This is a genomic window from Isoptericola jiangsuensis (assembly GCF_002563715.1).
In the GTDB taxonomy this organism is placed as follows: Bacteria; Actinomycetota; Actinomycetes; order Actinomycetales; family Cellulomonadaceae; genus Isoptericola; species Isoptericola jiangsuensis.
The window spans coordinates 1478372-1503434 of record NZ_PDJJ01000001.1; the positions used below are offsets into that span (position 1 = coordinate 1478372).

25 protein-coding genes and 2 tRNA genes are annotated in these 25063 nt (G+C 74.7%); 11 read left to right on the forward strand and 16 right to left on the reverse strand.

Translation table 11 applies throughout. The features are described 5' to 3' along the window. The first annotated feature begins 124 nt into the window (after positions 1–124). Positions 125–1339: a hypothetical protein gene (locus ATJ88_RS06640; protein WP_098463143.1), complete on the forward strand. Its 1215-nt coding sequence runs from the start codon at positions 125–127 to the stop codon at positions 1337–1339. A gap of 75 nt (positions 1340–1414) precedes the next feature. Here the strand turns inward: ATJ88_RS06640 and ATJ88_RS06645 are convergent, their stop codons facing one another. Then, on the reverse strand, positions 1415–3427 hold the full coding sequence (locus tag ATJ88_RS06645) for a M13 family metallopeptidase (protein WP_098463144.1): 2013 nt from the start codon (positions 3425–3427) through the stop codon (positions 1415–1417). Between the two features lie 75 nt (positions 3428–3502). On the opposite strand from ATJ88_RS06645, the gene ATJ88_RS06650 reads away from it, so the two are divergent. Together ATJ88_RS06650 and ATJ88_RS06655 are read left to right on the forward strand one after the other, a co-directional pair. Next, positions 3503–3964, forward strand: a complete 462-nt coding sequence (locus ATJ88_RS06650) for a ribose-5-phosphate isomerase (protein WP_098465171.1) — start codon at positions 3503–3505, stop codon at positions 3962–3964. Position 3965: 1 nt separating this feature from the next. Beyond that, complete coding sequence (locus tag ATJ88_RS06655; protein ID WP_098463145.1) at positions 3966–4955, forward strand: Fpg/Nei family DNA glycosylase; 990 nt, start codon at positions 3966–3968, stop codon at positions 4953–4955. A 28-nt stretch (positions 4956–4983) separates the two neighbouring features. On the opposite strand, the gene ATJ88_RS06660 is transcribed toward ATJ88_RS06655, so the two are convergent. Next, entirely contained in the window at positions 4984–6288 is a 1305-nt protein-coding gene (locus ATJ88_RS06660) for a GNAT family N-acetyltransferase (protein WP_098463146.1), read from the reverse strand. Between the two features lie 101 nt (positions 6289–6389). Between ATJ88_RS06660 and ATJ88_RS06665 the strand changes: the two genes are divergently transcribed. After that, positions 6390–6761: an MGMT family protein gene (locus tag ATJ88_RS06665; RefSeq protein ID WP_245852196.1), complete on the forward strand. Its 372-nt coding sequence runs from the start codon at positions 6390–6392 to the stop codon at positions 6759–6761. 3 nt (positions 6762–6764) lie between these two features. Here the strand turns inward: ATJ88_RS06665 and ATJ88_RS06670 are convergent, their stop codons facing one another. The 6 genes from ATJ88_RS06670 to ATJ88_RS06695 all read right to left on the reverse strand — a co-directional run bounded on the left by ATJ88_RS06670 (position 6765) and on the right by ATJ88_RS06695 (position 11673). Then, complete coding sequence (locus ATJ88_RS06670) at positions 6765–7799, reverse strand: LLM class F420-dependent oxidoreductase (protein ID WP_098465172.1); 1035 nt, start codon at positions 7797–7799, stop codon at positions 6765–6767. Between the two features lie 64 nt (positions 7800–7863). Continuing rightward, a complete protein-coding gene (locus tag ATJ88_RS06675) occupies positions 7864–8889 on the reverse strand; it encodes a DUF1648 domain-containing protein (RefSeq protein WP_098463147.1) in 1026 nt (341 codons plus the stop codon). Next, a complete protein-coding gene (locus tag ATJ88_RS06680) occupies positions 8886–9242 on the reverse strand; it encodes a GntR family transcriptional regulator (RefSeq protein ID WP_098463148.1) in 357 nt (118 codons plus the stop codon). Before ATJ88_RS06680 ends, ATJ88_RS06675 begins: the two co-directional genes overlap by 4 nt. A gap of 307 nt (positions 9243–9549) precedes the next feature. Further along, positions 9550–10161: a serine O-acetyltransferase EpsC gene (epsC, locus tag ATJ88_RS06685; protein ID WP_098465174.1), complete on the reverse strand. Its 612-nt coding sequence runs from the start codon at positions 10159–10161 to the stop codon at positions 9550–9552. A 34-nt stretch (positions 10162–10195) separates the two neighbouring features. Next, positions 10196–11131 carry a cysteine synthase A gene (gene cysK, locus ATJ88_RS06690; protein ID WP_098463149.1) on the reverse strand — a complete coding sequence of 312 codons (936 nt, stop codon included), beginning with the start codon at positions 11129–11131 and terminating at the stop codon, positions 10196–10198. A gap of 471 nt (positions 11132–11602) precedes the next feature. Then, positions 11603–11673, reverse strand: a tRNA-Gly gene (locus tag ATJ88_RS06695). Positions 11674–11845: 172 nt separating this feature from the next. Here ATJ88_RS06695 and ATJ88_RS06700 point away from each other — a divergent pair. Next, positions 11846–11922: transfer RNA gene (locus ATJ88_RS06700), tRNA-Pro, on the forward strand. A gap of 318 nt (positions 11923–12240) precedes the next feature. On the opposite strand, the gene ATJ88_RS06710 is transcribed toward ATJ88_RS06700, so the two are convergent. The 3 genes from ATJ88_RS06710 to ATJ88_RS06720 form a co-directional block, all read right to left on the reverse strand. After that, positions 12241–12789 (reverse strand): PIN domain-containing protein, encoded by a 549-nt coding sequence (locus ATJ88_RS06710; protein ID WP_211287476.1) that lies wholly within the window; start codon positions 12787–12789, stop codon positions 12241–12243. Positions 12790–12797: 8 nt separating this feature from the next. Further along, on the reverse strand, positions 12798–13160 hold the full coding sequence (locus ATJ88_RS06715) for a helix-turn-helix domain-containing protein (RefSeq protein ID WP_211287477.1): 363 nt from the start codon (positions 13158–13160) through the stop codon (positions 12798–12800). 152 nt (positions 13161–13312) lie between these two features. Further along, positions 13313–14443, reverse strand: a complete 1131-nt coding sequence (locus ATJ88_RS06720; RefSeq protein ID WP_098463153.1) for a lycopene cyclase family protein — start codon at positions 14441–14443, stop codon at positions 13313–13315. A 32-nt stretch (positions 14444–14475) separates the two neighbouring features. Between ATJ88_RS06720 and ATJ88_RS06725 the strand changes: the two genes are divergently transcribed. Further along, positions 14476–14919: a hypothetical protein gene (locus ATJ88_RS06725; RefSeq protein WP_098463154.1), complete on the forward strand. Its 444-nt coding sequence runs from the start codon at positions 14476–14478 to the stop codon at positions 14917–14919. Here ATJ88_RS06725 and ATJ88_RS06730 read toward each other — a convergent pair. From ATJ88_RS06730 to ATJ88_RS06740, 3 genes are read right to left on the reverse strand one after another with little or no spacing between them, the layout of a single operon-like run. Continuing rightward, positions 14862–16043: a cytochrome P450 gene (locus ATJ88_RS06730; RefSeq protein WP_245852197.1), complete on the reverse strand. Its 1182-nt coding sequence runs from the start codon at positions 16041–16043 to the stop codon at positions 14862–14864. The two genes, ATJ88_RS06725 and ATJ88_RS06730, sit on opposite strands and share 58 nt — an antisense overlap. A gap of 47 nt (positions 16044–16090) precedes the next feature. Then, entirely contained in the window at positions 16091–17761 is a 1671-nt protein-coding gene (locus tag ATJ88_RS06735) for an FAD-dependent oxidoreductase (RefSeq protein ID WP_098463156.1), read from the reverse strand. After that, on the reverse strand, positions 17758–18543 hold the full coding sequence (locus tag ATJ88_RS06740; RefSeq protein WP_211287478.1) for a methyltransferase domain-containing protein: 786 nt from the start codon (positions 18541–18543) through the stop codon (positions 17758–17760). The genes ATJ88_RS06735 and ATJ88_RS06740 overlap by 4 nt, the downstream gene beginning before the upstream one ends. A gap of 148 nt (positions 18544–18691) precedes the next feature. Between ATJ88_RS06740 and ATJ88_RS06745 the strand changes: the two genes are divergently transcribed. Further along, the gene (locus tag ATJ88_RS06745) at positions 18692–19261 is read left to right on the forward strand and encodes a dihydrofolate reductase family protein (RefSeq protein WP_098463157.1); all 570 of its coding nucleotides are present in this window, start codon (positions 18692–18694) and stop codon (positions 19259–19261) included. A gap of 21 nt (positions 19262–19282) precedes the next feature. Here ATJ88_RS06745 and ATJ88_RS06750 read toward each other — a convergent pair whose 3' ends face one another. Continuing rightward, positions 19283–19954, reverse strand: coding sequence for a DUF2283 domain-containing protein (locus tag ATJ88_RS06750; protein WP_098463158.1), 672 nt, complete (start codon positions 19952–19954; stop codon positions 19283–19285). Between the two features lie 137 nt (positions 19955–20091). Between ATJ88_RS06750 and ATJ88_RS06755 the strand changes: the two genes are divergently transcribed. Then, positions 20092–21090 (forward strand): cation diffusion facilitator family transporter, encoded by a 999-nt coding sequence (locus ATJ88_RS06755; RefSeq protein ID WP_098463159.1) that lies wholly within the window; start codon positions 20092–20094, stop codon positions 21088–21090. Positions 21091–21140: 50 nt separating this feature from the next. Further along, complete coding sequence (locus tag ATJ88_RS06760; RefSeq protein ID WP_098463160.1) at positions 21141–21692, forward strand: DUF4190 domain-containing protein; 552 nt, start codon at positions 21141–21143, stop codon at positions 21690–21692. Positions 21693–21708: 16 nt separating this feature from the next. Here the strand turns inward: ATJ88_RS06760 and ATJ88_RS06765 are convergent, their stop codons facing one another. Further along, positions 21709–22662: an NAD(P)/FAD-dependent oxidoreductase gene (locus tag ATJ88_RS06765; RefSeq protein WP_098463161.1), complete on the reverse strand. Its 954-nt coding sequence runs from the start codon at positions 22660–22662 to the stop codon at positions 21709–21711. Between the two features lie 183 nt (positions 22663–22845). On the opposite strand from ATJ88_RS06765, the gene ATJ88_RS06770 reads away from it, so the two are divergent. Both ATJ88_RS06770 and tig read left to right on the forward strand, forming a co-directional pair. Then, complete coding sequence (locus tag ATJ88_RS06770; RefSeq protein ID WP_245852611.1) at positions 22846–23385, forward strand: helix-turn-helix domain-containing protein; 540 nt, start codon at positions 22846–22848, stop codon at positions 23383–23385. A 217-nt stretch (positions 23386–23602) separates the two neighbouring features. Further along, positions 23603–24982, forward strand: coding sequence for a trigger factor (tig, locus tag ATJ88_RS06775; protein WP_098463163.1), 1380 nt, complete (start codon positions 23603–23605; stop codon positions 24980–24982). The last annotated feature ends 81 nt before the right edge of the window (positions 24983–25063 follow it).

Consider the following 25063-nt stretch of genomic DNA (forward strand, 5'->3'; position numbering starts at 1 on the left):
CCCGCGGGGGAAATCCGGGGGACAGGGGTTCGACCTGTGACGGTGGGTCGTGACATCCTGCGCGTTGCGTGTCATCGCGTCGCGCGAGGTCGAGTGCCTCGCCGGGACGCGGGAAGGAGCTCAGATGTCCGGCACCGTGCCGCCCCCTCCGCCCCCCGGGCCTGCGTCGCCGCAGCCCGGTGCCGAGCGGTCGCAGGTCCCGCGCCAGGCCCCGCCGTCGTTCGCCCCGGGCGGTGCGCGGCCCGGGTCGGCCGCGTCCCCGGCGTCCCCGTCGACGGCGGCGTCCCCGGCCCCGGCCCGGGACCCGCACGCCACGCAGGTGCACCAGAACCTCCACGCGCCGGTCCCGCCGGCGCCGGGGTCGGTCGCCTCGCCGTCGGCGGCCTCCCCCGGCTACCCGCCGGCGCAGGCCACGGCCGCGTACCCGCCCGCGCCGACCGCCGCCTACCCGCCGGCGCAGGCGACCGCCGCGTACCCGCCGGGGTCGGCCACCTACCCGCCGCGGTCCACGACCCCGCCCGCGCAGGCGACGGCCGCGATGGCGCCGGTGGCACCGGCGGCGGGCTCGTACCCTCCGGCGGCGCAGCAGACGGCTGCCGTGCCCCCGCCCGCCCCGGCGACGCACCGGTCCGCGCCGGCCCGGCAGCCCGTCTACTCCCAGCCGGCCCCGCAGGCGCCGGGCTACGGGTACACGCCCGAGCAGCACGCGTACGCCCAGCCGTCGGCGCACGGCGCGGGCGCCCCGCAGGGGGGCCCGGCGACCACGCAGAACCCGGCCGTCGGTCGGTCGCGGGGTCGCCGGCTCAGCCCGGGATGGCTCGCGTTCATCGCGGTGGACGTGGTGCTCCTCGTGGTCGCGCTGGTGTTCGTCGTCCAGGCGCTGACGGGGCCGGACGTCCCCAGCGTGTCGACGCCGTCGGACACGCCGGCCGCGGCGGCCGAGGGGGACGGCCAGGACCAGGGGGAGGCGGAAGCGGTCGCGTTCGGCGCGCAGGTCGCCGAGCTCCGGTCGCCGTCGCGCAACATCAGCTGCCAGATCTTCGAGGCCGGGGTCTCGTGCGGCATCGCCGAGCTCAACCAGCGCCCCGCGCCCGTGGAGGGCTGCGACGGGTCGTCCGGCTACGTGGTGACCCTGGACTCGGTCGGCGACGTCGCGCTGCCGTGCGTCGACTCCAAGCCGAAGAAGGCCCCGAAGAAGCTCGACGAGCTCGCCTACGGGGAGTCCGTCACCGAGGGCGACTTCACGTGCACCTCGGAGCAGGACGGCATGTACTGCCGCCACGACCCGTCGGGCAACGGCTTCTCGCTGGCCCGGGCCGGGATCGGCGCCACGTCGTAGCGGTGAGCGCCCCGGCAGGGGCGGGCCGGTGACCGACCGGGCGGCGTCGCACGTCGACGCCGCCCGGTCGTCGTCTCACCAGATGCGCACGCGCTCCGCGGCGGGCAGGTACAGCGCGTCGTCGGCGTCGACGTCGAACGCCGTGTAGAACTCGTCGACGTTGCGCACGACGCCGTTGCAGCGGAACTCGTTCGGGGAGTGCGGGTCCGTGGCGAGGCGGCGCACCACCTCGGCGTCGCGGCCCTTGGCCTGCCACACCTGCGCCCACCCGAGGAACACCCGCTGGACGCCGGTGAGCCCGTCCACGACGGGCGCGCCGTCGAGCGAGCCGCCCAGCGCGATCCGGTACGCCGTGAGCGCGATCGACAGGCCGCCGAGGTCGCCGATGTTCTCCCCGACGGTGAGGGAGCCGTTGACGGTGGGGCCGTCGTCGCCGAGCTGCGCGGGCCGGAACGCGTCGTACTGCGCGATCAGCGCGGACGTGCGCTGCTCGAACTCGGTGCGGTCGGCCTGCGTCCACCAGTCCTCGAGGCGGCCGGCGCCGTCGTACTTGGAGCCCTGGTCGTCGAACCCGTGCCCGATCTCGTGCCCGATGACCGCGCCGATGCCGCCGTAGTTCACGGCGTCCTCGGCGTCCGGGTCGAAGAACGGCGGCTGGAGGATCGCCGCGGGGAACACGATCTCGTTCATGCCGGGGTTGTAGTAGGCGTTGACGGTCTGCGGCGTCATGAACCACTCGTCGCGGTCCAGGGGCCGGCCGATCTTCGCGAGCTCGCGGTCCTGCTCGACGGCGTGGGCGCGGCGGACGTTCCCGACGAGGTCGTCCTCGGCGACCACGAGGGCGGAGTAGTCCTTCCACCGCACCGGGTAGCCGACCTTCGGCGTGAACTGCTCGAGCTTGGCGAGCGCCTTGGCGCGGGTCTCGTCCGTCATCCAGTCCAGCCCGGTGATGGACTCCCGGTAGGCGGCCACCAGGTTCGCGACGAGCTCGTCCATCCGCTCCTTGTGGGACGGCGGGAAGTGCCGGGCCACGTACTCCTGGCCGACGACCTCGCCGAGCGCGCCCTCGACGACGGACACGCCGCGCTTCCAACGCTCGCGGACCTCCTGCGCGCCGGACAGCGTGCGCCCGTAGAAGTCGAAGTTCGCCTGCACGACGGCGTCGCTCAGGTAGGGGGCGCGCGACGTGATCAGGTGGTAGGCCGCCCACAGCTTCCAGTCGGCGAGGTCGGCCTGCGCCCACAGCTCCGCGAAGCCGGTCGCGAAGGACGGCTCGCGCACCACGAGGTCGTCGAGCGACCCGGCGGGCGCGCCGAGGGCGTCGGCCCACGCCGCCCAGTCGAACCCGGGCGCGGAGCCCGCGAGGTCGGCCAGCGTCATCGGGTTGTAGGTCAGGGTGGCGTCGCGGTCGCGCACGACGTCCCAGTGGTGCCCGGCCAGCGCCGTCTCCAGGGCGACGACGCGCTCGGCCGCCGCCTCCGGGGTGACGCCCCACGACGCCTCGTCCACGCCGGCGAGCCCGAGCATCCGCGCGACGTGCGGGAGGAAGGCGTCGCGCACGGCCGCGTACTGGTCCTCCCGGTAGTACGCCTCGTCGGGCAGGCCGAGGCCGCCCTGGACGAGGTAGACGACGTACCGCTCGGGGTCCTTGGCGTCGTTGTCGACGTAGAGGCCGACCACGCCGCCCCCGCCGGTGCGCTGCAGCCCGCCCAGGACGCGCGTCAGGGCGGCGGAGTCCGCGGCGTCGCGCACGGCGCCGAGCTCGTCGGCGACCGGGTCGGTGCCGAGCGCCTCGATGCGGTCGGTGTCCATGAAGCTGGCGTACAGGGCGCCCACCTGGGCCTGCGCGCCCGTCGCGGTCCCGGCCAGGACGGCGGCGCCCGCGTCGGTGATGATCTCGCGGACCTGCTCCTCCGCGGCGTCGTGCAGGGTGCGGAACGCGCCGTCCATGGCGCGGTCGGCGGGGATCTCGTAGGTGTCGAGCCAGCGCCCGTTGACGTGGCGGAACAGGTCGTCCTGCGGGCGGACGGCGTCGTCGAGGGCGGACAGGTCGATGCCGGACCGCAGCCCGGTCGCGTCGGTCGTCATGGCGTCACACTACGCGTCGCGCGCGGGGCGTCCGGCGCGTACGGCACGGTCGGCGCGATGGGGGAGAATGGCCCCATGCGCCTGCACATCGCCGCCGATCATGCCGGATTCGAGCTCAAGTCCCACCTCGTCGCCCACCTCACCGAGGCCGGTCACGACGTCGTCGACCACGGGGCCCACGAGTACGACGCGCTGGACGACTACCCCTCGTTCTGCTTCGCCGCGGGCGAGGCGGTCGTCGCGGAGCCGGGCACGCTCGGCATCGTCATCGGCGGGTCGGGCAACGGCGAGCAGATCGCCGCGAACAAGGTGCCGGGCGTCCGCGCGATCCTCGCCTGGTCCCTGGACACGGCCACGCTCGGCCGCCAGCACAACGACGCGAACGTCATCGCCGTCGGCGGCCGCATGCACTCCCTGGAGGAGGCCGCGGCCCTCGTCGACGCGTTCGTCGCCGAGCCGTTCTCGGGCGACGCGCGCCACCAGCGCCGCATCGACCAGCTCGCCGCGTACGAGGCCTCCCGGCCCGCGACCGCCTGACGTGCCCGAGGGGCACACCGTCCACCGGCTGGCCCGTACCCTCGAGACGCTGTTCGCCGGGCGGCCGCTCGCCGTGACCAGCCCGCAGGGCCGGTTCGCGCACGGCGCGGCGCTGCTCGACGGGTCCGTCCTGGTGCGCGCCGAGGCGTGGGGCAAGCAGCTGTTCTGCGGCTTCGCGTCGTCGGGCGACGACGACGTGGCCCGCTGGCTGCGCGTCCACCTCGGCCTGTACGGCGCGTGGACGTTCGCAGGCACGGGGGACGACGTCGTGCACGCCATCGGGGCGCCACGGCGACGCATCGGCGAACGGGACTCCGTCCCGGCCGGCGTCGCGGCGGACGCCCCGGGAGCGTGGGAGCCGCCGGCGCCCCGCGGGGCCGTGCGCGTGCGGCTGCTCGCCGACTCGGCGGTCGCGGACCTCACCGGCCCCACGGCCTGCGAGGTCCTCACGGGTGCCGAGAAGGCGGACGTCGAGGCCCGGCTGGGACCGGACCCGATCCGGCCCGACGGCGGCCGGGGCGACCTGGCCGCGGCCCGCGACGCGTTCGTGGCGCGGGTGCGGCGCTCGCGGGTGACGGTCGGCCAGCAGCTCATGGACCAGGCCGTGGTGGCGGGCGTCGGCAACATCTACCGCGCCGAGGCCTTGTTCCGGGCCCGGCTCGACCCGCTGCGCCCGGGCCGGGACGTGCCCGCGGCCGTCCTCGCCGCGATCTGGGACGACCTCGTCGACCTCATGCGCGACGGGGCCGCGACGGGCCGGATCGTCACGACCCGGCCCGAGGACCGCGGGGCGGGGACCGGCCCGGCCCCCGGCGCCGGCCGTCGCCGCACCCGGCAGAACACCGACGACGACACCGGCGCCGTGCCCGCGGACGAGGCGTTCTACGTCTACCACCGCGACGGGCTCGGCTGCCGCGTGTGCGGCACGCCCGTGGCGGTGGCGGACCTGGCGGGCCGGAACCTGTTCTGGTGCCCGGCCTGCCAGTCCTGACCGCCGTCGGACCTGCCGCGGCGCCGGGTCAGAAGACCCAGGAGCAGACCGGCGCCACCGGCCAGCCGAACGCCGTGCTCGCGGCCGCCAGCGCGCCGGGGGCGCGCTCGTCGACGAGGCCCGCCGTGGCGAGGACCGCCAGGGACGTGCCGCCCAGGTAGGCGGCGCCCAGCTCGCGCACGTCGAGCGCGAGGTCCGCCTCGGCGGGCGGGACGTCGACCGCCTCGCACGACGCCGGCCCGAACGCCGTGGCCCGCAGCCGCCACACGCCCGCGTTGTCGGGCAGCCGCACGTCGCGCACCGCGAGCGTCACGTCGACGTCCGCCGCGTACTGCCGCCCCGCCAGCGCGACCGGCAGGTCGACGAGCCGCACCCACACGTTGTCGACCCGCTGCTGCGCGGCCGCGCGGGGGTTCTCCAGCAGGGTGAGCACGGCGTCGTCGGGCGCGAGGATGAACGTGCGGGTCTGCGTCATGAGGTCCAGGTCCACCAGCACGCCCCACAGGGCCCGCGCCGCCGCCGCGTCCAGCGCGACGGCCTCGGACACCGACACCGTGCCGTTCGTGCCCGTGGGCACCCACTCCAGCTTGCGGCGCAGCAGCGCGTACCCGCGCGGCCGCCCGTCACGCTCCACCACGACGACGCGCCGCGACTCCTGCCCGCCCCGGAACGCGGGGGAGTCCGCCCAGAAGTGCGCCTGGAGCTCGCCCGACTCGCGGGTGGCCCACCCGGGGCGGTTCACGCCCAGCCCGCCGGGGGCGCGTCCCGCCGCCCGGTGCACGGCGTCCACGAGGACGCCGTGCCGGTCCCGGTCGGCGTCCTCGATCCGCACCGTGTGGTCCGCCGCGCCGGGGACGTCGCGCAGCCGGGCGCCCCGCGGGATGGTCAGGCGGACGTCGTCGGCGGCCTTGCCGTACCCGAACCGGCCGTAGATCGCGTACTCCGCGGCGAACAGCGCCGACAGCGGCTCGCCGCGCTCCCGGCAGCGGGCCAGGTGCCGGTCGATCATCGCCGTGGCGAGGCCGCGACGCCGGTGCTGCGGGTGCACCCCCACCCACGTCAGCCCCGCCGTCGGCAGCGTGCCGCCCGGCACCTCGAACCGCGAGAACGGGTACGAGGAGTGCATCGCCGCCAGCGACGTCGCGCCGTCCTCGCGGGTGACCTCGACCGCGACGGTGCGGTCCCACGTCAGCGGGGAAGGAAGCTTGTCGAGCTCGTCCAGGGAGACGCCCGTCGGGAACGCCCAGGTGTCGAGCTGCGTCGCCGCCCGGGCGTCGTCGGCGGTGAGCGTGCGGAAGCGGTAGCCGGCAGGCAGGCCGGAGGCAGGGTCCATGCCCCGATCGTGGGGGGTGGCGGGCGGGCAGCGCCACCCGATATCGCCGGAGGTCGCCCGGGACGTGTCCGCCGGTCGGTGGCGGGTGTCATAGTCGGGGCATGCCGTCCCGCCCGCCCCGCGCCGTCCCCGGCTCCGACCCCGGCTCCGACCCGGACGCGCCGACGACGGCCGAGGAGTACCTCGACGAGGTCCTGGCCGTCGTCGAGCAGGTACCGGCCGGTCGGGCGACGACGTACGGGATCGTCGCCGAGGCCGTCGCGGACGTCCTCGGGCGCGGCGGGCCCCGTCAGGTCGGTCAGGTCATGGCGCGTGCCGGGTCGGGCGTCGCGTGGTGGCGGGTCGTGAACGCCGCGGGCTCGCCCCCGGCACGCCACCTCGACACGGCGCTGGCCGAGCTGCGCGCCGAGGGCTGCCCGCTCACCCGCGACGGGCGCCGCGTGGACCTGCGGCGCGCCGTCTGGCTGCCCTGACGCTCAGGCGCCCAGCAGCGCCGCGACGGACGCCGGGTCGCCCTGCGCGAGCAGCGTCGTCAGGGCCGTGCCCTCCCAGCGGGCGAGGTCGGTGCGGACCTTGGTGGCGGGGCCGACGAGCGCGACCTCCTCGACCAGCTCGGTCGGCACCGCACGGGCGGCGTCCTCCTTGCGTCCGGCGAGGAACAGCCGCTGCACCTCGTCCGTGACCTCGGCGTACCCGAGCCGGTCGAGCGACGCCTTGTGGAAGTTCGCCTCCTTGGCGCCCATCCCGCCGACGTACAGCGCGATGTGGGGGCGCACGACGTCCGCCGCGGACTCGACGTCGTCGCGGACCACGACGGGGACGGTCGCCAGGACCTCGAAGTCCTCGGGGCGGGAGCGCTCGTCGGCGCGCGCCGCGAAGCCCTCCGCCAGCAGGGCACGCAGCTCGGCGTCGTGGCGCGCCGGGTAGAAGCCCGCCATCCAGCCGTCGGCGATCTCCGCGGCCAGCGCGACGTTCTTCGGGCCCTGCGCCGCGAGGACGATCGGCAGGTCGGCGCGCAGCGGGTGCACGGTGGGCTTGAGCGCCCGCCCCAGGCCGGTCGCGCCGGGCGTGTCCGCGCCGACGGGCAGGGTGTAGAACTCGCCGTCGTACGTCACGGGGCGCTCGCGGGCGATCACCTCGCGCACGATCTCGACGAACTCGCGGGTGCGGGCGAGCGGCCGCCGGTACGGCTGGCCGTACCAGCCCTCGACGACCTGCGGGCCGGACGCCCCGAGGCCGAGGACGAACCGGCCGCCCGACAGGTGGTCGAGCGTGAGGGCGTGCATGGCGGTGGCGGTGGGCGTGCGGGCGGCCATCTGCGCGATCCCGGTGCCGAGCCGCAGCCGGGTGGTGTGCGAGCCCCACCAGGCGAGCGGCGTGAAGGCGTCGGACCCGTAGGCCTCGGCGGTCCAGACGGAGTCGAGGCCCGCGGCCTCGGCGGCCTGCAGCATCTCCACGACGCCGGCCGGGGGCCGGCGGGACCAGTAGCCGGTCTGGATGCCGATGCGCAGGGTGGTCATGGGGCTCCTCGTCGAGTCGGGTACCCGGGACGCGCCGTTCCGGGTACCCGACACCCTAGCGGACGCCGCCACCGCCCCCGGTGCGTGCGCGCGCCCGGTCCGCCATCGTGTTGAGCAGCGCGGCGGCCGTGGCCGCGTCGTCCACCGTGACCACGAGCGACCGCTCGCCCGTGCGCTCGACCAGCAGCCCCTCGCCGGAGCGCAGCACCACGCCGACCCGGCCCCCGTGGAACCCGACGCGCCAGCCCCAGCCACCGAAGTCGCCCAGCGGCGAGACGTCGACGACCGAGGCGCGCACCACCTCGTCGGCGGGGACCTGCGTGCGGGGCCAGCCCAGCGCGGAACGTACGCGCATGCCCGCGGAGTCCACCCGCACCGTGAAGGAGAACATCGCGGCGAACACCCCGACGAGCAGGACGGGTACCGCCAGCAGCGCCCACATCTGCAGGACGATCGCCAGCAGGGTGACCGTCAGGATCGCGACGACGGCGATGACGGTGCCCGGCCCGCCCTGCGTCGTGCGGAACCACACGGCGCGCTCGTCCGCGGCCAGCCCGGCGCGTGCGGCGTCCGGCTCCACCGGGTCGGTGGCGGGCTGCGCCGGGTCGCCGGCCACGAGGAGCGCCGCCGGCACGGCGAGCACCAGGGGGCCGAGCAGCACCGCGACGAGGGCCCCGCCCGGCATGGCGACGGTCGAGACGTCGGTGACGCCGCGCTGCAGCACCACGGTGACCAGCAGGAGCGTCGCACCCAGACCGCCGGACCACACGTTCGCCGCCGCCGTCATGCGCCGCGTGGACGCGCTGGACCCCCAGGCGAGGCTGATCGCCGAGAAGAGCGCGACGAGGGACAGCACGAGCGCGACGTCGGCCCACAGGAAGGTGGTGAGCGCCATCGTGTCGTCCGGCACCCCGCCGGGACCCCAGTGGGAGGCCACGCGGGCGGGCAGGTCGTCCTGGGCCGCCAGGGTCACGACCGCGGCCGCGAGCACCAGGCCGACGGCGGCCGCCGCGGACCAGGCCGTCGAGCGGCGGGCGAGCCGGCGCCAGCCGGGCCGGTCGCTGCGAGGGGGTGTCGTCATCGTCTCATCGCCTCCTTGACGAGGGTGGTGGCGGCCTCGGGGGAGAGCCGGGCCGACCGGGCGGCCGCGACGAACGCGGCGAGGGCGTGCTCCACGGCACCGATGTCCGTGGCGGCACGGGCGGTCACGACCGCGCCGCGACCGCGGCGGAGCTCGACCAGACCGTCGTCGCGGAGCTGCCGGTAGGCCTTGAGCACCGTGTGGACGTTGAGGTCGAGCGACGACGCGAGCTCGCGTGCGGAGGGCAGCCGGTCGCCCGGCGTCAGGTCGCCACGGGCCGCGGCGACCCGCGCCTGCGCGACGAGCTGGGCGTAGAGCGGCTCGTCGCTCGCGGCGTCGATGGTCCAGAGCATGCCGCCACTGTAGTTGTTCTATGGCAACTAGAACAAGTTGGTGCCGAGTCGGCGCAGCATGGTCCCGTGGACGGGTGGGACGGGGAAGAGAAGTGGTGCGGAGCGCCATTGCACCGCACCGCGTTCCTTTCTAGTCCTCGGCAAGGACGCCTACAAGGCTCGTTGCCGAATCGCAATCAGATCTCCCGGGCGCAGGGCCCGGCGTCCGCGACCTGCGAGGGCGCGACGGCGGTTCGTCCGTGGACGGACGACGGCCCGGGGTCGCGCACGACGGATCGTGCACGACCCCGGGCCGTCGCCGGGCCGGTCAGATGACGTACTCGAGCAGCTCCGAGGCGTCCTCGACGTGCTGGCCGTGGTCCGGCCGGTGGCCGGGCGCCCGGACGATCGCCGGGACGCCGACGGCCACCATGCCCGCCGGGACGTCCTTCGTCACCACCGCGTTCGCGCCCACCTGCACGTCGTTGCCGATCCACAGCGGACCGAGGACCTTCGCGCCGGCGCCGACCATCACGCGGTCCCCGAGCGTGGGGTGCCGCTTGCCCTTCGCCATCGACCGGCCACCCAGGGTGGAGCCGTGGAAGAGCACGCAGTCGTCGCCGATCACCGTCGTCTGCCCGATCACGACACCCATGCCGTGGTCGATGAACAGCCGGCGTCCGATCCGCGCCCCCGGGTGGATCTCGATCCCCGTGAGCCACCGCGCGAGCTGGGACACCAGCCGTGCGGGCAGCCGCAGGCCCGGCCGGTGCCACATGCGGTGCGCCACCCGGTGCGTCCACAGCGCGTGGACGCCCGGGTAGGCGAGCGCCACCTCGATCCGGCTGCGTGCCGCCGGGTCGTGGGCGTGCGCGGCGCCGAGGTCCTCACCGAGGATGTCGAGCAGGTGCCGCAGGCCCGGCCGGTGACCGTTCGGCATGGGGTGGTCGGTCTCGTCGTGGTCCGGTGTCACGTCAGTCCAGCAGGTCGGAGAAGAGGACGGTCGACAGGTAGCGCTCACCGAAGCTCGGGATGATGACGACGATCGTCTTGCCCGCGTTCTCGGGACGGGCCGCGACCTGCGCCGCCGCCGCGAGGGCCGCGCCGGACGAGATGCCCACGAGCAGGCCCTCCTCCTGGGCGGACCGCTTGGCCCACTCCACCGCGGTCTCCGCGTTGATGTCGACGACCTCGTCGTAGACGTTCGTGTCGAGGATCTCCGGGACGAAGTTCGCGCCGATGCCCTGGATCTTGTGCGGGCCGGGGGCGCCGCCGTTGAGGATGGGCGACTCCTCGGGCTCCACGGCGATGATCTGCACGCCGGGCTTGCGCTCCTTGAGCACCTGGCCGACGCCCGTGATGGTGCCGCCCGTGCCGACGCCGGCGATGAGGATGTCGACCTCGCCGTCGGTGTCGGCCCAGATCTCCTCGGCCGTGGTCTCGCGGTGGATCTTCGGGTTGGCCTCGTTCGCGAACTGGCGGGCGAGGATGGCGCCCGGACGCTCCGCGGCGATCTTCTCGGCGGCGGCGACGGCGCCCTTCATGCCCTCGGCGGCCGGGGTGAGGATGAGCTCGGCGCCGTACGCGCGCAGCAGGGCGCGGCGCTCCTTCGACATCGTCTCCGGCATGGCGAGCACCACGTTGTAGCCGCGGGCCGCGCCCACGAACGCCAGCGCGATGCCGGTGTTGCCCGACGTGCCCTCGACGATGGTGCCGCCCGGCTTCAGCTCGCCCGACGCCTCCGCGGCGTCGACGATCGAGACGCCGATGCGGTCCTTGACCGAGCTGGCGGGGTTGTAGAACTCGAGCTTGGCGAGCACCGTGGCGCCGGCGCCCTCGGTGAGCCGGTTGATGCGGACCAGCGGGGTGCGGCCGATGAGCTTCGTGGCGTCGTCGTAGATGGTGGCCATGGTGATGATCCTTCGGTGGGGTGCGATGGTGCGGGGCGAGGTCCGGACGGCGCGGCGCGCAGGTGCGCGGGAGCGTCCGTGAGCGGGGAGGGCCGGCGAGCGTCGCACGGTCGCCGCGACCCGGCGGGTCAGGCGTGACGTGGACGCTCTAGCGACAGCAGCAGGGGACCACCGGGAGGCCGTGCGCCGACGACGGCGTGCACGTGCGAGCACCGACCGAGGACGTCGTCCGGGTCATCTGTGCCTGCCTCCCTGATCTCGTGGTCCGGCGGGATCGCGCGCACGCCGAGGCGCGGGACGCGGCCCGCAGGGCCAGACTAGCCACCCCCGGACCGATCGACAAGACCGTGCCCACCCATCGACACGATCGATGGAAAGCGGGTGCCCGCCGCCGGCCACGGTGGTGCTCACCCTGCCCCGGAGGACGACGAAGGGCGACCCGGATCATCCGGGTCGCCCTTCGGTCTGCGGAGCGGGCGACGGGAATCGAACCCGCGTAGCCAGTTTGGAAGACTGGGGCTCTACCATTGAGCTACGCCCGCGACGATGCCCGACGACGTGCGTCGGGATGCGGCGTCAGCCTAGCAAAGGCCCCGCCCTGGTCCGTGCCACGACCGGCTCGAGCCGTCGATCCGGGCCGGTGCCGTGCCGGACCGCGACGACCGGCCACTACACTGACGCCGGACCCGCCGTCCCGAGGGCGGACGGGTACCACGGGGTGTGGCGCAGTTTGGTAGCGCATCTGCTTTGGGAGCAGAGGGTCGCAGGTTCAAATCCTGTCACCCCGACCACCGCCCACCTGCACCGATACCACTCGGAGCAGGTGGGCGAACCCGTGGGAAGGGCCATTGAGGTTCTCACTGAGGTTCTCAGCCTCGTCGCCGTCATCTGCCGGCCCGACGTGAGCACGGGAAGCATGGCATCCGTCACCGCCATCAGGCATCACAGGTCAGTTCACCTATCCGTGCAGCAGTCCCGCCGTCGGGCGCAGGGGGTCACAGATTCAGATCCTGTCACCTCGACCGACGTGTACGGGTGGTTCTGAAATCTTGCCGCAGCGACTCCCGGGCAGCGTCCGCTGCGGCCTGTTCGCATGATGGGCGGTGTGGTTACCTCATCAGTGCAGTGAGCTCGGCGGCGAACTGGGGCACCGTCTCCTCGAGCGTCGCGACGAGCTCGAGCACGCTGGTCGGAGGGTTCGCGTTCCGGGCGAGTATCTGGTGCAACGTGCGGATCACCGCGACCTGGTTGAGGTCCAGCAGGTCCAGGAGGAAGTCGTCCGGGTGGATGGCTGCGACTCCGTACGGCTCGAGGTGCTCGGGTGCGAAGTCCTTGAGGTTCGCGGTCACGATCAGGCCCGTGTTCGCCCGCACGGCCGCCGCCATGACGTGACGATCCTTGGGATCGTTCGTCATGGCGGGGACGAGGCCCTCGTGTCCGGTCACCGTCGCGTCGGGGAACACCCGGCGCATCGTGCTCACCCGCTTGGCGGCCCTCTCCGGCTCCAGGCCCAGATGCTTGATCAGGTTCCGCTGCGTCTCGTCGAGGATCTCGGCGGACCACAGGGGGCGGTACATGCCCTTGTCCGCGCAGCGCAGCAGCACGTCGAACAGCGGATACGGAATGAGCACGCACGCATCCAGGACCGCCGAGTACATCAGCCGCTCTACCGGGTCTGGACGAACCCGGTCGTCACCGGTCCCTCGGTCGCCTCACGGGTCAGCTCGTCGAGGGCCTCACGACGTGCAGCCGTGTGGCGACGCTGGAACGAGTCCAGATCCGCAAGGCGCACCCGACGGTGACGGCCCGGCTTCGTGAACGGGATCTGCCCGTCCTCGAGCAGCCCGACCAGCGTCGGGCGGGAGATCCCGAGGAAGTCCGCGGCCTGCTGCGTCGTCATGATGGTGTCGCGCGGCACCACCGAGATGCCCTTGCCCTGCTGCATGGCGTCCACGACGTCCTTGAGGATCTCGTAGACGTTCAGCGGCAGCGTGATCTCCTCGCCGTCGGGCCCCACCAGCGCAGGCATGTCGTGACCGTGGAGGATGCGCGAGACCGACGCGAGAGCCTCCGAGTCGTCGGGTGTCGCGAACGTCACGGGAACTGCTGCTGGCGCGGCCATACCCTGACCTTAATCGAAGAAAACGAAAACGGATAGCGTGTACTCGGGGATCATGCCGCTCAGGAGCGCGCGCGGGGGAGGCCCGTCGTAGCGCGGACCAGCTCCGCCTGGGCGGCCACGGGCATCGCCGCGAACATCCCCCACATGGCGCGTGCGAGCTCGGTCGTGCCGGCATCTCGGGAGAGGAGACCTCGTCGCAGGGCGGCCGGCAGACGCCCGAAGCCCTCGAAGAGCTCCAGCGTGCCTCGGGTGCTGAGCCGGAGCAGCGCGCGCAGGCCGACCTGGCGCAGGCGCTCGGTGGCGTCGAGCTGGTCGGCGTCGTCGGGCGCGTGCCCGTGGGCGAGGTCCTGGGCGAGCGTGTCCGCTCGGCGCAGGGAGTGCGCGACGGAGTAGCCGGTGATGAGGTGCCCACCACGTCCCGCGGTACCGACGGCCAGGACGCCGGGGGGCGGGGGAGCGCCCCGCCCGCGCATGGGGATCCGCACGACCTCCCGGTCGAGCGGGTCGTCCACGGTGCGCGCGTCGACCCCGCGGGCCAGCAGGCGGCGTCGCAGCCGTCCCCGCAGCTCCGCGACGGGCATTCCCGGCGCGGCGGCCAGGCAGGTCTCCTCCAGGAGCATCCGGTCGTCACCCACGGGGACGGCGTAGAGGAAGGTCGGGGTGGCGGTCGGCCGTTCGTCGGCGGACCAGTCGGTGCGCCAGTCCATGAGCAGCGACTCGGCGCCCTGGAGGGCCGGTAGGGCGTCCTCGGTCCGCACGACGATCCCGTAGGCGGTCTGCATCGGGGCCGGGTCGTCGGCTCGCAGCCCGTCCGGGCGTGCCCCGCGGGCGTCGACCACCACGCGGGCCTCGCCGCGCAGCGCGGCGACCTGCGCGTCGTCGAGGCGTCCGGTGCGGACCTCGACGTCGTCCAGCGGCAGCGCGGCCTGCAGCGCCGCGTTGTCGAGCACCAGGTAGCCGCGGTCGAGCGGGTGCACGCCGACGGACCGCAGCTCGGGGTTCGCCGCCCGGGCGCGGACGACGGAGGACGGCAGGTCGCCGAGCTCGTCGGCCCAGATGCCGTACGTCGGGGTCCACACCGCGTCGGGCCGAGGGTCGACCGCCAGCACCGACGACCCGTGGGCGGCGCACCGCGAGGCGAGGGCACGCCCGGCCGGACCGAGCCCGACGACCGCCACGTCCTTCATCATGGTGACCGACCCTACGTCGACGGGAGGCCGTCATGAGCCCAGCACGCGGACCCCGCCTGCCCACGCTGCCCCACCCGCACCTCATCTGGCTGCGCAGCGCCGCCACGATCGTGCTGAGCTGCGTCGTCGCGCAGGCGGGCTGGGCCGCGGCGCTGCTCGGCGGGCAGCCGGGATACCTGGTGCAGCACCGGGCGGGCGCCTGGGTGACGCTCGCGGCCGCCGTCGCGGCGGCGGGGGTCTACGTCGTGCTCCGCCGGTCCGCCGGCCCGGTCAACGTGGCGCTGGCGCTCGCGGTGGCGGTGCTGGTGGCCGTGCAGGTCGCCCTCGGCGAGCTCGGCGTCGACTTCCGTTCGGTGCACATCTTCACCGGGGTGCTGCTGGCGATGCTCGTCACGGCCCTGACGTCGTGGACGTACCGTCACCGGCTCCCCGGGTCGTCGGCCGGCAGCTCCAGCACCAGCCCGCGCAGCGTGTAGCCCTCGATGAGGTCGTCCCAGCCCACCTCCGGCTCGCGGACCACACGCGGTGCGCGACCCAGGAGCCGGGTGAGCAGGACGTCGGCCTCCAGGATCGCCAGCGGCTGGCCGGGACACTTGTGGGCGCCGTCGCCGAAGGTGAGTCCTGCGGCGTTGACGCCCCGCGGCAGGGTGCGGCCGGGGCACAGGTCCAGGCCGTCCTCGCCCGTCGCCCGCGGGTCCGCGTTCGCGGGACGCACGCACACGTCGACGAGGTCGCCCGCCTCGATCGTCCACGAGTCCTCACCGTCGGTGACGTCGATCGGTTCCTGCGCGCGCCGGTACAGGTGCCCCACGACCGGTTCGAGCCGGATGATCTCGGTCAGGATCGCGAAGCGTTCCTGCTCCCCGGCGACGAGGTACCGCTCGCGCAGGACGTCGTCGCGCAGCAGGTGCCACGCCGCCATCGTGACGAACTCGCGCGTCGTCACCATCCCGGCCGTGCCGTACGTGACGCACTCGACGAGGATGTCGACGTCCGTGTACCCCTCGTCGATCAGATGGCTGATGACGTCCTCGCGCCGCTCCCGTCGGCGCTCGCGGATCGCCGGACGCACGTCCGCCAGGAAGAAGCGCCCCACGGGCAGGAGCCCGTTCCACGCCGCCAGCATCCACTGGCGGGGCGTGCGCCCCAGGTCACGGCGGGTGATGTCGAACGGCGGCTGGCGGAAGAAGCTGACCAGCCGACGGGACATGCGCGGCACGGACGACTCCGTCAGGCCGACCACCTCGGCGGTGACCTCGACCGTGTAGTGCAGCGCGAGCTCGTCCAGCGTGAGCCGGCCTCCGGGCCCGGTCCGGCCGAGCAGGCGGTCCGCGCACTCCTCCATCTGCGCGGTGTAGCGCTCGGCGACGACCACGGGGGCGAAGAACCGGGCGACCTTGCTGCGCTGCTCGTCGTGCAGCGGCCCGTCGGACACGAGGATCGGGTGGTGCTTGAGCCGGCCCCGGGGGATGGCCTCCGCGGTGAACCCGGCCTGCGTCGTCGCGTGCCGCGCCCGCAGCACCTGGCGCGCGGTCTCGAGCGAACGGACGCGCCACACGGTGCTCACCCCGGCGCGGCCGTCGGCGCCCTGCCGCTCCACGCGCGGGGTGCTCGGTTCGCCCGGTCGCACCGCCCTCCGCCGCCCGGTCATCGCCGTGCGGGGGAGAGGCGGTGGCGCACGGCCCGGGCGGTGCGTGCGACGGCGGCGCCCGCCCCCGACAGGTCCGGCCGGCGTCGCAGCACGCCCTGCAGCGGCACGGTCCAGACGTCCTCCCCGCGCACGCCCCAGCCCTGCAGCAGGTGGTTGGCGGCCAGCACGCCGGTCACTGCGGCGCGCTCCATGAGGGCGATCGGCCAGTCGACCCGCAGACCGTCGCCGGCCAGCGCCAGCCCCGGGTACGGGGTGTCGACGGTCAGCCGGTCACGCCACGGCCCGGTGCCGACCAGGCCGCAGTCGTCCTCGACGAGCAGCTCGTCGTGGAGGGCCAGCAGCCCGCGCGTCTCGGGGTACACCTCGTGCAGCGCGGCCAGGAGGCGGGCCCGGAGCCGGTCGGTGTCGAGCCCGCGCGGCCCGTCGCCGGCGAGGTCGGGGTCGCGCGCGGGGTCCGCCGCATAGGCGTGCAGCTCCACGACCGAGCCGCCGTGCTCGCGCGCCCAGTCCGCCGCCCCCTGCTCGAAGCGCTCCAGGACGGTGACGTTGTCGAGCAGGTCGTAGCCGCTGGTGCCGAGGAACGCCTCGCGCTCCGGGGCGACCTGGCCGTCCAGCCACAGGCGGAGCACGGCGAACGGCGGGGCGTTGCGACCCGCGGCGAGGCGCCGGTGCCAGTCCGCGCGCTCGGGGGTGCCGGGCCCGTCGACCGACGCCCCGGCGAGCGGCGCGAGCAGCTCCCGGGTGACGCGAGGGTCGGCGGCGACCACGACCGCGTCCGCGGCGATCTCGCCGGACGCGGTGCGCACCCGCCACGACCCGTCCTCGTCCTGCCCGAGCGACTCCACCCGGGTGCCCGTGCGGACGTCGGCACCCTGCTCGCCGAGGTAGCGGCGCAGCGGCGCCCACAGGGCGGTGTCGTAGTCGTCGTCGGGGACGTCGAACAGCAGACCCTCCGACGACCCCGCGAAGTACGTGTGAAACATGCCGACCAGCTCGCCGGCACCGAACTCGGTCGGATGGGCGAAGAACGACCGGGCGAAGACCTCCAGCGCGAGGTGCCGCGCCCCCTCGGGGAAGCGCAGCCGGTCGAGGAAGTCCTGCGCGGACTCGCCGTCGTAGCGCTCGTGGCTCGCCGGGTAGGACACCGACACGAGCTCGATCGCGCTGGGCAGGTGCACCGACGGCAGCGCGGACAGCGGGAACGTGGGGCTGCGCACGACGAACGCGGCGAGGTTGGCGGGCGGGGTCAGCGGCAGCGACGCGAAGCTGTCGGTGAGCCCGTCGCCGCGACGCAGCGGGTAGTCGGGGACCGGCACCAGGTGGGAGAGCGTCGGGTCGGCGCGGCGCAGCAGCGCGCGCAGCGTGTAGTACTGCCGGAAGAACGCGTGGAAGCCGCGGCTCATCGTCCGGGGGACGTCGCCGGCGTCCGGCGTGCCGTCCGGGCCGTCGGCGAGCGGCCACGCGCGGACCCGGCCGCCGAGCTGGTCGCACGCCTCGAGCAGCGTCACGCGGACGCCGCGCTCGGCCAGGATCGTCGCCGCGCCCAGGCCGGCGATGCCGCCCCCGACGACGACCACGTGCCGGTCGTCGGTGGGGTGCTCGGTACCGGGCGTGCCGGGGTGGAGGACGGCGCCGCGGTCGCGACCGGGCGGCACGGGCCGGCTCATGCCGGGTCCGCGTCAGGTCGACGGGCCATCACGGTGTGCAGGATGCCGCGCTGCCATCCGGTGCCGGTGCGCCACCTGACGTCGGTCAGCCCGGCGCGTTCCAGACGGGCCTCGAGCTGGGTGGTGCTGTCGTTGTCCACGACGCTGCGCCACAGGTAGCGGTAGATCGCCGGGTTGCCCCGCACGATCACCGACAACGGCATGACGACGCCCCAGCAGACGGCCGTCCAGACCGCCGTGGACACCCGACGACCCTTCACGTGGTAGTCCTGCAACGCGATCCACCCGCCGGGCCGCACCTGGTCGCGGATCGCCGCCACGACGTCGTCGCGCTGCTCCTCGGGGACGTTGCGCAGGAGGTACGCGGCGAACGCGCCGTCCGCCTCCGCCCGGCCCTGCTCCCGCGCCACCTTCGGCAGGTCCTGCGCGAAGGCCTGCACGAACCGGACGCCCTCCGGCCAGGGCTTCGCCTCGGCGTGGCTCAGCATCCCGCCCGACGCGTCGAGCCCGACGACGTCGGCGTCCTCGCCGGCCGCGTCGAGGAGCGCCCGCGTGGACAGGCCCGAGCCGCACCCCAGGTCCCACAGCACGAGCGGCTCGCCGCCGCCCCGCCGCGGCAGCCGCGAGACCAGGTCGCGCGCCGCGGTGAGCAGCGCACGGTGGTAGCCCGGGTTGAGGCGGGTCAGGAGGTCGTAGCGATCGGCGGCACGGTCGAACTCGTCGGCGAGCCGTCCTCCTCGCACCTCGACGGGACCGTCGGCAGCGGAGCGTTTGCGAAGCACGCCCTTACCTTAGGGGGCGGCGCGCAGATTGCACCGGATCGCACGCCCGACGACGCGGCACGCGCGCGGGCACCGATGAGGATCGTCGCCGACAGTGGTCTCATCACCCGTCCGCACCGACGCGTCGCACCCGAGGGAGAGCCGCGAGATGAGACCGCTGCGCTATTCGATCAACGTCACGCTCGACGGCTGCTGCCACCACGAGGCCGGCGTCCCGCCCGACGCGGAGTCGATGGACTTCTGGACCGCCGAGACGCGAGGCGCCGGCGCCCTGCTCTTCGGTCGCGTCACCTACCAGATGATGGAGTCCGCGTGGCGGCGGCCCCAGACCGGCCCGTGGCCCGACTGGATGCAGGAGTGGGACACCCCCTTCGCCGAGGCCATCGACCAGCAGAAGAAGTACGTCGTGTCCAGCACGCTCGACGACGTCGACTGGAACGCCGAGCTGCTGCGCGGCGACCTGGGGGAGGCCGTCCAGCGGCTCAAGGAGGAACCGGGCGAGTTCCTGTCCGTCGGCGGGGTGACCCTGCCCCGGGCGCTCGCCGACCTCGGGCTCATCGACGAGTACGTGTTCCTCGTGCAGCCGGTCCTGGCCGGGCACGGACCGACGCTGCTCGCCGGGCTGCGCGAGCGGATCCGGCTCGAGCTGGTGGACCGCCAGGAGTTCCGCTCCGGGACGGTCGCGCTGCGCTACCGCCCCGCACCCGTTGCCGGCTGACCGGTACGGGCCCGCGACCTCTCAGCGCGGGTCGTCCGCGCGTGTGGCGCCGTCGTCCGGGCCCACCAGGTCGGTCCAGCCGACCAGCTCGATCCCCACGAGGTTCTGGTGCGCGTCGAGATCGAGGACGACCGTCCCGCGCAGACGCTCGTCGTCGACGACGACCTGCAGCGGTGCGCGGCTCCTGTCGCGCGGACGGAGCCCGATGTACGCGGCGTCCGCACCGCCGTCGTAGGCGAACCGCAGGCGCCGGCGGGCGCTGACGTGGGTGAACGCCGCGCTGACGGCCGTCCGGGCGGCCCGCCGCGCCGCCGCCAGGCGACCCCGCGGACTCCGGTCGTGCTGCTCGGTCAGGAAGTCGAGCAGGATCTCGATGCCGTCGAGCCGGAACTCCTCGGGGAGCGCGTCGACGGCGGCGGCCGCGGCTTCCGAGGCGGTGGCGTCGTCCGCGGTCGTGGTGGCGCCGACGAGCATCCCCGACGGGAACGGCTCGCCCGCGGTACCGACGGAGCGGAGCTCGCGAGCCTCGACGTCCTCCCAGACGGCGTCCATCTGCTCCATCAGCACGGTCGCGACCCGGTCCCGCTGCGCGTGCCCGGCCGCGGAGAGCAGCCGGCGCAGTCCCGGTGCGATCACGGACCCGGGGTCCGGCAGCGCGACGGTGTGCGTCCCGCCCTCGGCGTCGATCCACATGGTGGCGGCCCCTCCCTGGCGACCGGCGGCCGCGTCGAGCGGTGATCGTAGCGGTCGGCCACGTGCCGGGGACGCCGCGCAGCGAAAGGGACGTGCTCCGCCGCGCGCTCGACCGGCGCCGCTGGTAGACCGGCCCCATGCCGGACTCCCCCCAGAGCGTCGAGGAACCCAGGAGCGTCCGCGTCGTGGCGTCGGAGCACGGCGGGGAGAGCACGCTGACGGTCGTGGTCGCGTTCGTCGCGAACCTGCTGATCGCGATCGCGAAGTCGGCGGCGGCGGTGCTGACGGGGTCGGCGTCGATGCTCGCGGAGGCGGTGCACTCGTGGGCCGACGCGGGCAACGAGGTGTTCCTGCTCGTCGCGGACAAGCGGTCGCGGCGTCCCGCGGACGCGGACCACCCGATGGGGTTCGGGCGCGAGGCGTACGTGTGGTCGATGTTCGCCGCGATCGGTCTGTTCGCCGTCGGCGCGGGGGTGTCGGTGGTGCACGGCATCCAGGAGCTGGTGCACCCGGAGCCGGCGGAGAACCTGGGGATCGCGTACGCGGTGCTGGGGGTCGCGTTCGTGCTGGAGGGGATCTCGTTCCTCCAGGCGGTCCGGCAGGCGCGCGCGGGGGCGCGGGCGTCCCGGCAGGACGTGCTGGACCACGTGGTGGGCACGTCGGACCCGACGCTGCGGGCGGTGGTCGCCGAGGACGCGGCCGCTCTGGTCGGGCTCGTCGTCGCGTTCGCGGGGGTGCTGGCCCACCAGCTCACCGGGTCGGCGGTGCCGGACGCCGTGGGGTCGATCGTCATCGGCGTCCTGCTGGGGGTGGTCGCCGTCGTCCTCATCGACCGCAACCGCCGGTTCCTCGTGGGGGAGGTGAAGCGTCCCGAGGTGCGGGACGCCGCGCTGCGCGCACTGCTCGCGCTGCCGGACGTCGACCGGGTCACCTACCTGCGCCTGGAGTTCGTGGGACCGCGCTCGGTGTACCTGGTGGCGGCGGTGGACCTCACGGGCGACGACGTCGAGTCGTCGGTGGCGCTCCGCCTCGACGTGATCGAGCGCCACGTGGTGGCGCACCCGGCGGTGGCGGGGGCGGTGCTGACGGTGTCGGCACCGGGCGAACCTGCGCTGAGCCCCTCGTCGCCGTCGTGACCTGCCGATAGGCTCGAGGACGTCCCTCGAGAACCAGACCGGAGCACCCCGTGAGCGACCCGAACGACCCCTACGCCCCGCCGTCGGCGGACCATCCGCAGGACCAGGGGACGCAGCCGCTCCCGTACGCGTACTCGACGGGCACCCCCGCCGAGCCGCCGCACCGGTCGACCGACACGCCTGTGTCCCCGCCGCCGGCCCCCTACGCGCCGCCCGCGCCGTACGCGCCGCCCGCGCCGTACGCCGCGGGGACGTCCCCGGCGCAGCCCTACCCGTCGGGGACGTCGGCCGCGGCCGGTCCTCTGGTCCCCGGGCCGCAGCCCTACCCGTACCCCTACGCCCTGCCCTACGCGCCGCGGCGGACCAACGGGCTGGCGGTGACGTCGATGATCCTCGGGATCCTGTGGCTGTACTGGGTGGGCAGCCTCCTCGCGCTGGTCTTCGGGTACGTGGCCCTGGCCCAGATCCGCCGCGCGCCCGTCGAGTCGCCGCAGGACGGGCGCGGGATGGCGATCGCCGGGATCGTGCTCGGCTGGGTGGGGGTCGCGACGCTCGCGCTCTTCGTCGTGGGCCTGGCCGCCCTGTCCGGCTCCGGCTACTGACGGGCGTCGCGCGCGGTCACGCGTCCGCGGGCACCGTCGAGTCCTCCTCGATCAGCTCCATGGTGAGCTGCGCGGCCGCCCAGGCGCCCTCGGCGGCCGCCTGACCGACCTGTGCCGCGAGGTTCGTCGCGTTCCCCGCCACCCGGACGCCGGGGACCGTCGTGGCGCCGTGCGGGTCGGCCACCAGGTGCTCGCCCGCGCCCGACGGGTGCGGCGCGACCTCCAGTCCCAGGCCCTCCAGCCCGGCCGTGCGGACCCGGGACGTGGTCGCGACGACGACGGCGTCCAGCGGCACCGACGTGCCGTCGTCGAGCACCGCCGCGTGCAGGGCGTCGTCGACGACGTCGAGCCGCGCCACGGTGCCTGGCACGACGGCGACCCCGCGGTGGGCGAGCCGCGCGGCGTCGTCGGGGGCGACGTCGCCGGCCGTGTGCGCGAGGAGCGTCACGTGCGCGGTCCACTGCCGGAACAGCAGCGCCTGGCGGACGGCGTGCGGCCCGGTCGCCAGCACGCCGACGCGGCGGTCCCGCACCTCGTAGCCGTGGCAGAACGGGCAGTGCAGCACGTCACGCCCCCAGCGCTCCGCGAGGCCCGGGACGGCGGGCAGCTCGTCGACGAGCCCCGTCGCCACCAGCAGGCGGCGGGCCCGCGTCGTGCGGCCGTCGGCCAGGGTGAGGTGGAACGGGTGGGTCGGGTCGTCGTCGCGGACGGCCCCGACGACGCGCCCGGCCACGATCTCGCCGCCGACGGCCTGCACCTCGCGGCGGCCGGTGGCGAGGAGGTCCGCGGGGGAGACGCCCTCGCGGCCGAGCAGGCCGTGCACGGCGCCCGCGGGGGCGTTGCGGGGCTCGCCGGCGTCGACGACGAGGGTGCGCCAGCGGGCGCGGGCCAGGGTGAGGGCGCCGGAGAGGCCGGCGGCTCCGCCGCCGATCACGACGACGTCGTGGCGGGGGTCCAGGGTCGCTGTCATGCGTCGAGACTGCCGCCGGACACCACCAGACGGCAACAGGCGTTGCCGTTCTGGCAAGATGGGGGAGTGCGCCACGACCACGACCACGACGGACCTGGTACCCCCCGCGCCGACCGGGCCGCCCCGCCCGGTCCGGCCGCCGGGGACGACCTCGCCGCCGCGCTCGGGACGGTCGGCGTCCGGCTGCGGACCCTGCGCTCCGGCGCCGGGCTCACCCTGGCGCAGGTCGCGGGGCGGACCGGCATCTCGGTCAGCACCCTGTCCCGGCTGGAGTCCGGCTCCCGGCGCCCCACCCTGGAGCTGCTCCTGCCGCTGGCCCGGGCCTACGGCGTGACGCTCGACGACCTCGTCGACGCCCCCACCACGGGCGACCCGCGCGTCCACCTGCGACCGGTCACCACCGACGGCATGACGAGCATCGCGCTGACCTCCGGCGCCACCGAGATCGGCGCGTACAAGCTCGTCCTCGAGGCCGGGTCGCGCCCCGCCCCCGACCCGCGCACCCACGACGGCTACGAGTGGCTGTACGTCCTGACCGGTCGCCTGCGGCTGGTGCTCGGCCACCACGACGTCGTCATGGGGCCGGGCGAGGCCGCCGAGTTCGACACCCGGGTGCCGCACTGGTTCGGCCCGGCGGACGGCGGGGCGGTGGAGCTGCTCAGCCTGTTCGGCGAGCAGGGGCAGCGGGCGCACACCCGGGTACGGCCCCGCGCCCGGGAGTGACCCGCGCCGCGACCCGGCGGCCCGGTACGCCGTCGTCGGCAGTGGTGCATCCCACCGCCCCCCGCCTGTCGGCGCCACGGGCCGGTGGCGTACAATCGACGGGTTGCCCGTACGCCTGCCCGTGCGAGCCGCATGCCCGCATCACGCGCCGCAACCATCTCCCCGGTCCGCCGGGACGACGCGCGCGCACGCACCCGACACGTTGGAGTACATCGAAGTGAAGAGCGCCGTCGAGACCCTGGAGCCCACCAAGGTCAAGCTGACCGTCGAGGTGGAGTACGACGAGCTCAAGCCGAGCATCGACCACGCCTACCAGCACATCGCGGAGCAGGTGAACATCCCCGGCTTCCGCAAGGGCAAGGTCCCGCCGCGCATCATCGACCAGCGCGTCGGTTGGGGTGCCGTCGTCGAGCACGCCGTGAACGAGGGCCTGTCCGGCTTCTACCGCGAGGCCGTCACCACCGAGTCGCTGCGCCCCCTGGGCCAGCCCGAGGTCGAGGTCACCGAGATCCCCGCCAAGGCCGGCGAGGGCCAGCTGGCCTTCACCGCCGAGGTCGAGGTCCGCCCCGAGATCGAGCTCCCCGAGCTGTCCGGTCTCGAGCTGACCGTCGAGTCCACCGAGGTCTCCGACGACGACGTCGCCGAGCGACTCGACTCCCTGCGCGAGCGCTTCGGCACCCTCGTGGGCGTCGACCGCCCCGCCGTCGAGGGCGACTACGTCGTCATCGACCTGAAGGCCGTCATCGGCGACGAGGAGATCGACTCGGTCTCCGGCGTCTCCTACCAGATCGGCTCCGGCAACATGCTGGACGGCCTGGACGAGGCCCTCACCGGTCTGTCGGCCGGCGAGACCACCACCTTCTCGACCGAGCTCGCCGGTGGCGAGCACCAGGGCGAGGAGTCCTCGGTGACCGTCACCGCGACCTCCGTCAAGGAGCGCGAGCTGCCCGAGGCGGACGACGACTTCGCGCAGATGGCGTCCGAGTTCGACACGCTCGACGAGCTCAAGGCCGACCTGCGCGAGCAGGTCGCCTCGGCCAAGACCTCCAACCAGGCCGTCGCCGCCCGCGACGCGCTGCTGGAGAAGCTCCTCGAGGCCGTCGAGATCCCCGTCCCGGCCGGCGTCGTCGAGGCCGAGGTGCACCGTCACCTCGAGTCCGAGGGTCGCCTGGAGGACGACGAGCACCGCGCCGAGGTCACCGTGGACGCCACCAAGGCGATCACGAACCAGATCCTGCTCGACACCCTCGCCGAGAAGCTCGAGGTCAAGGTCGGCCAGGGCGAGCTCATCGAGTACCTGGTCCAGGCCTCGCGCCAGTACGGCATGGAGCCGCAGCAGTTCATCTCCTCCCTCGACCAGTCCGGCCAGATCCCGGCCATGGTCGGCGAGGTCGCGCGCTCCAAGTCGCTCGCCGTCGCGCTGCGCGACGTCGTCGTCAAGGACGGCGAGGGCAACGTCGTCGACCTGTCGGAGTTCATCGGCTCCGAGGAGGACGACGCCGCCCAGGCCGCCGAGGCCGAGGTCGAGGAGTCCGCGGAGTCCGCCGACTCCTCGCCGGAGTCCGCCGACTCGGCCGACGAGGCCCCCAAGGCCTGACGCCACCCCGCACGCCCCGACGGCCCGCGTCCTCCGCCCGGAGGACGCGGGCCGTCGTCGTCCCGCCGTCGGGGGCGCGCA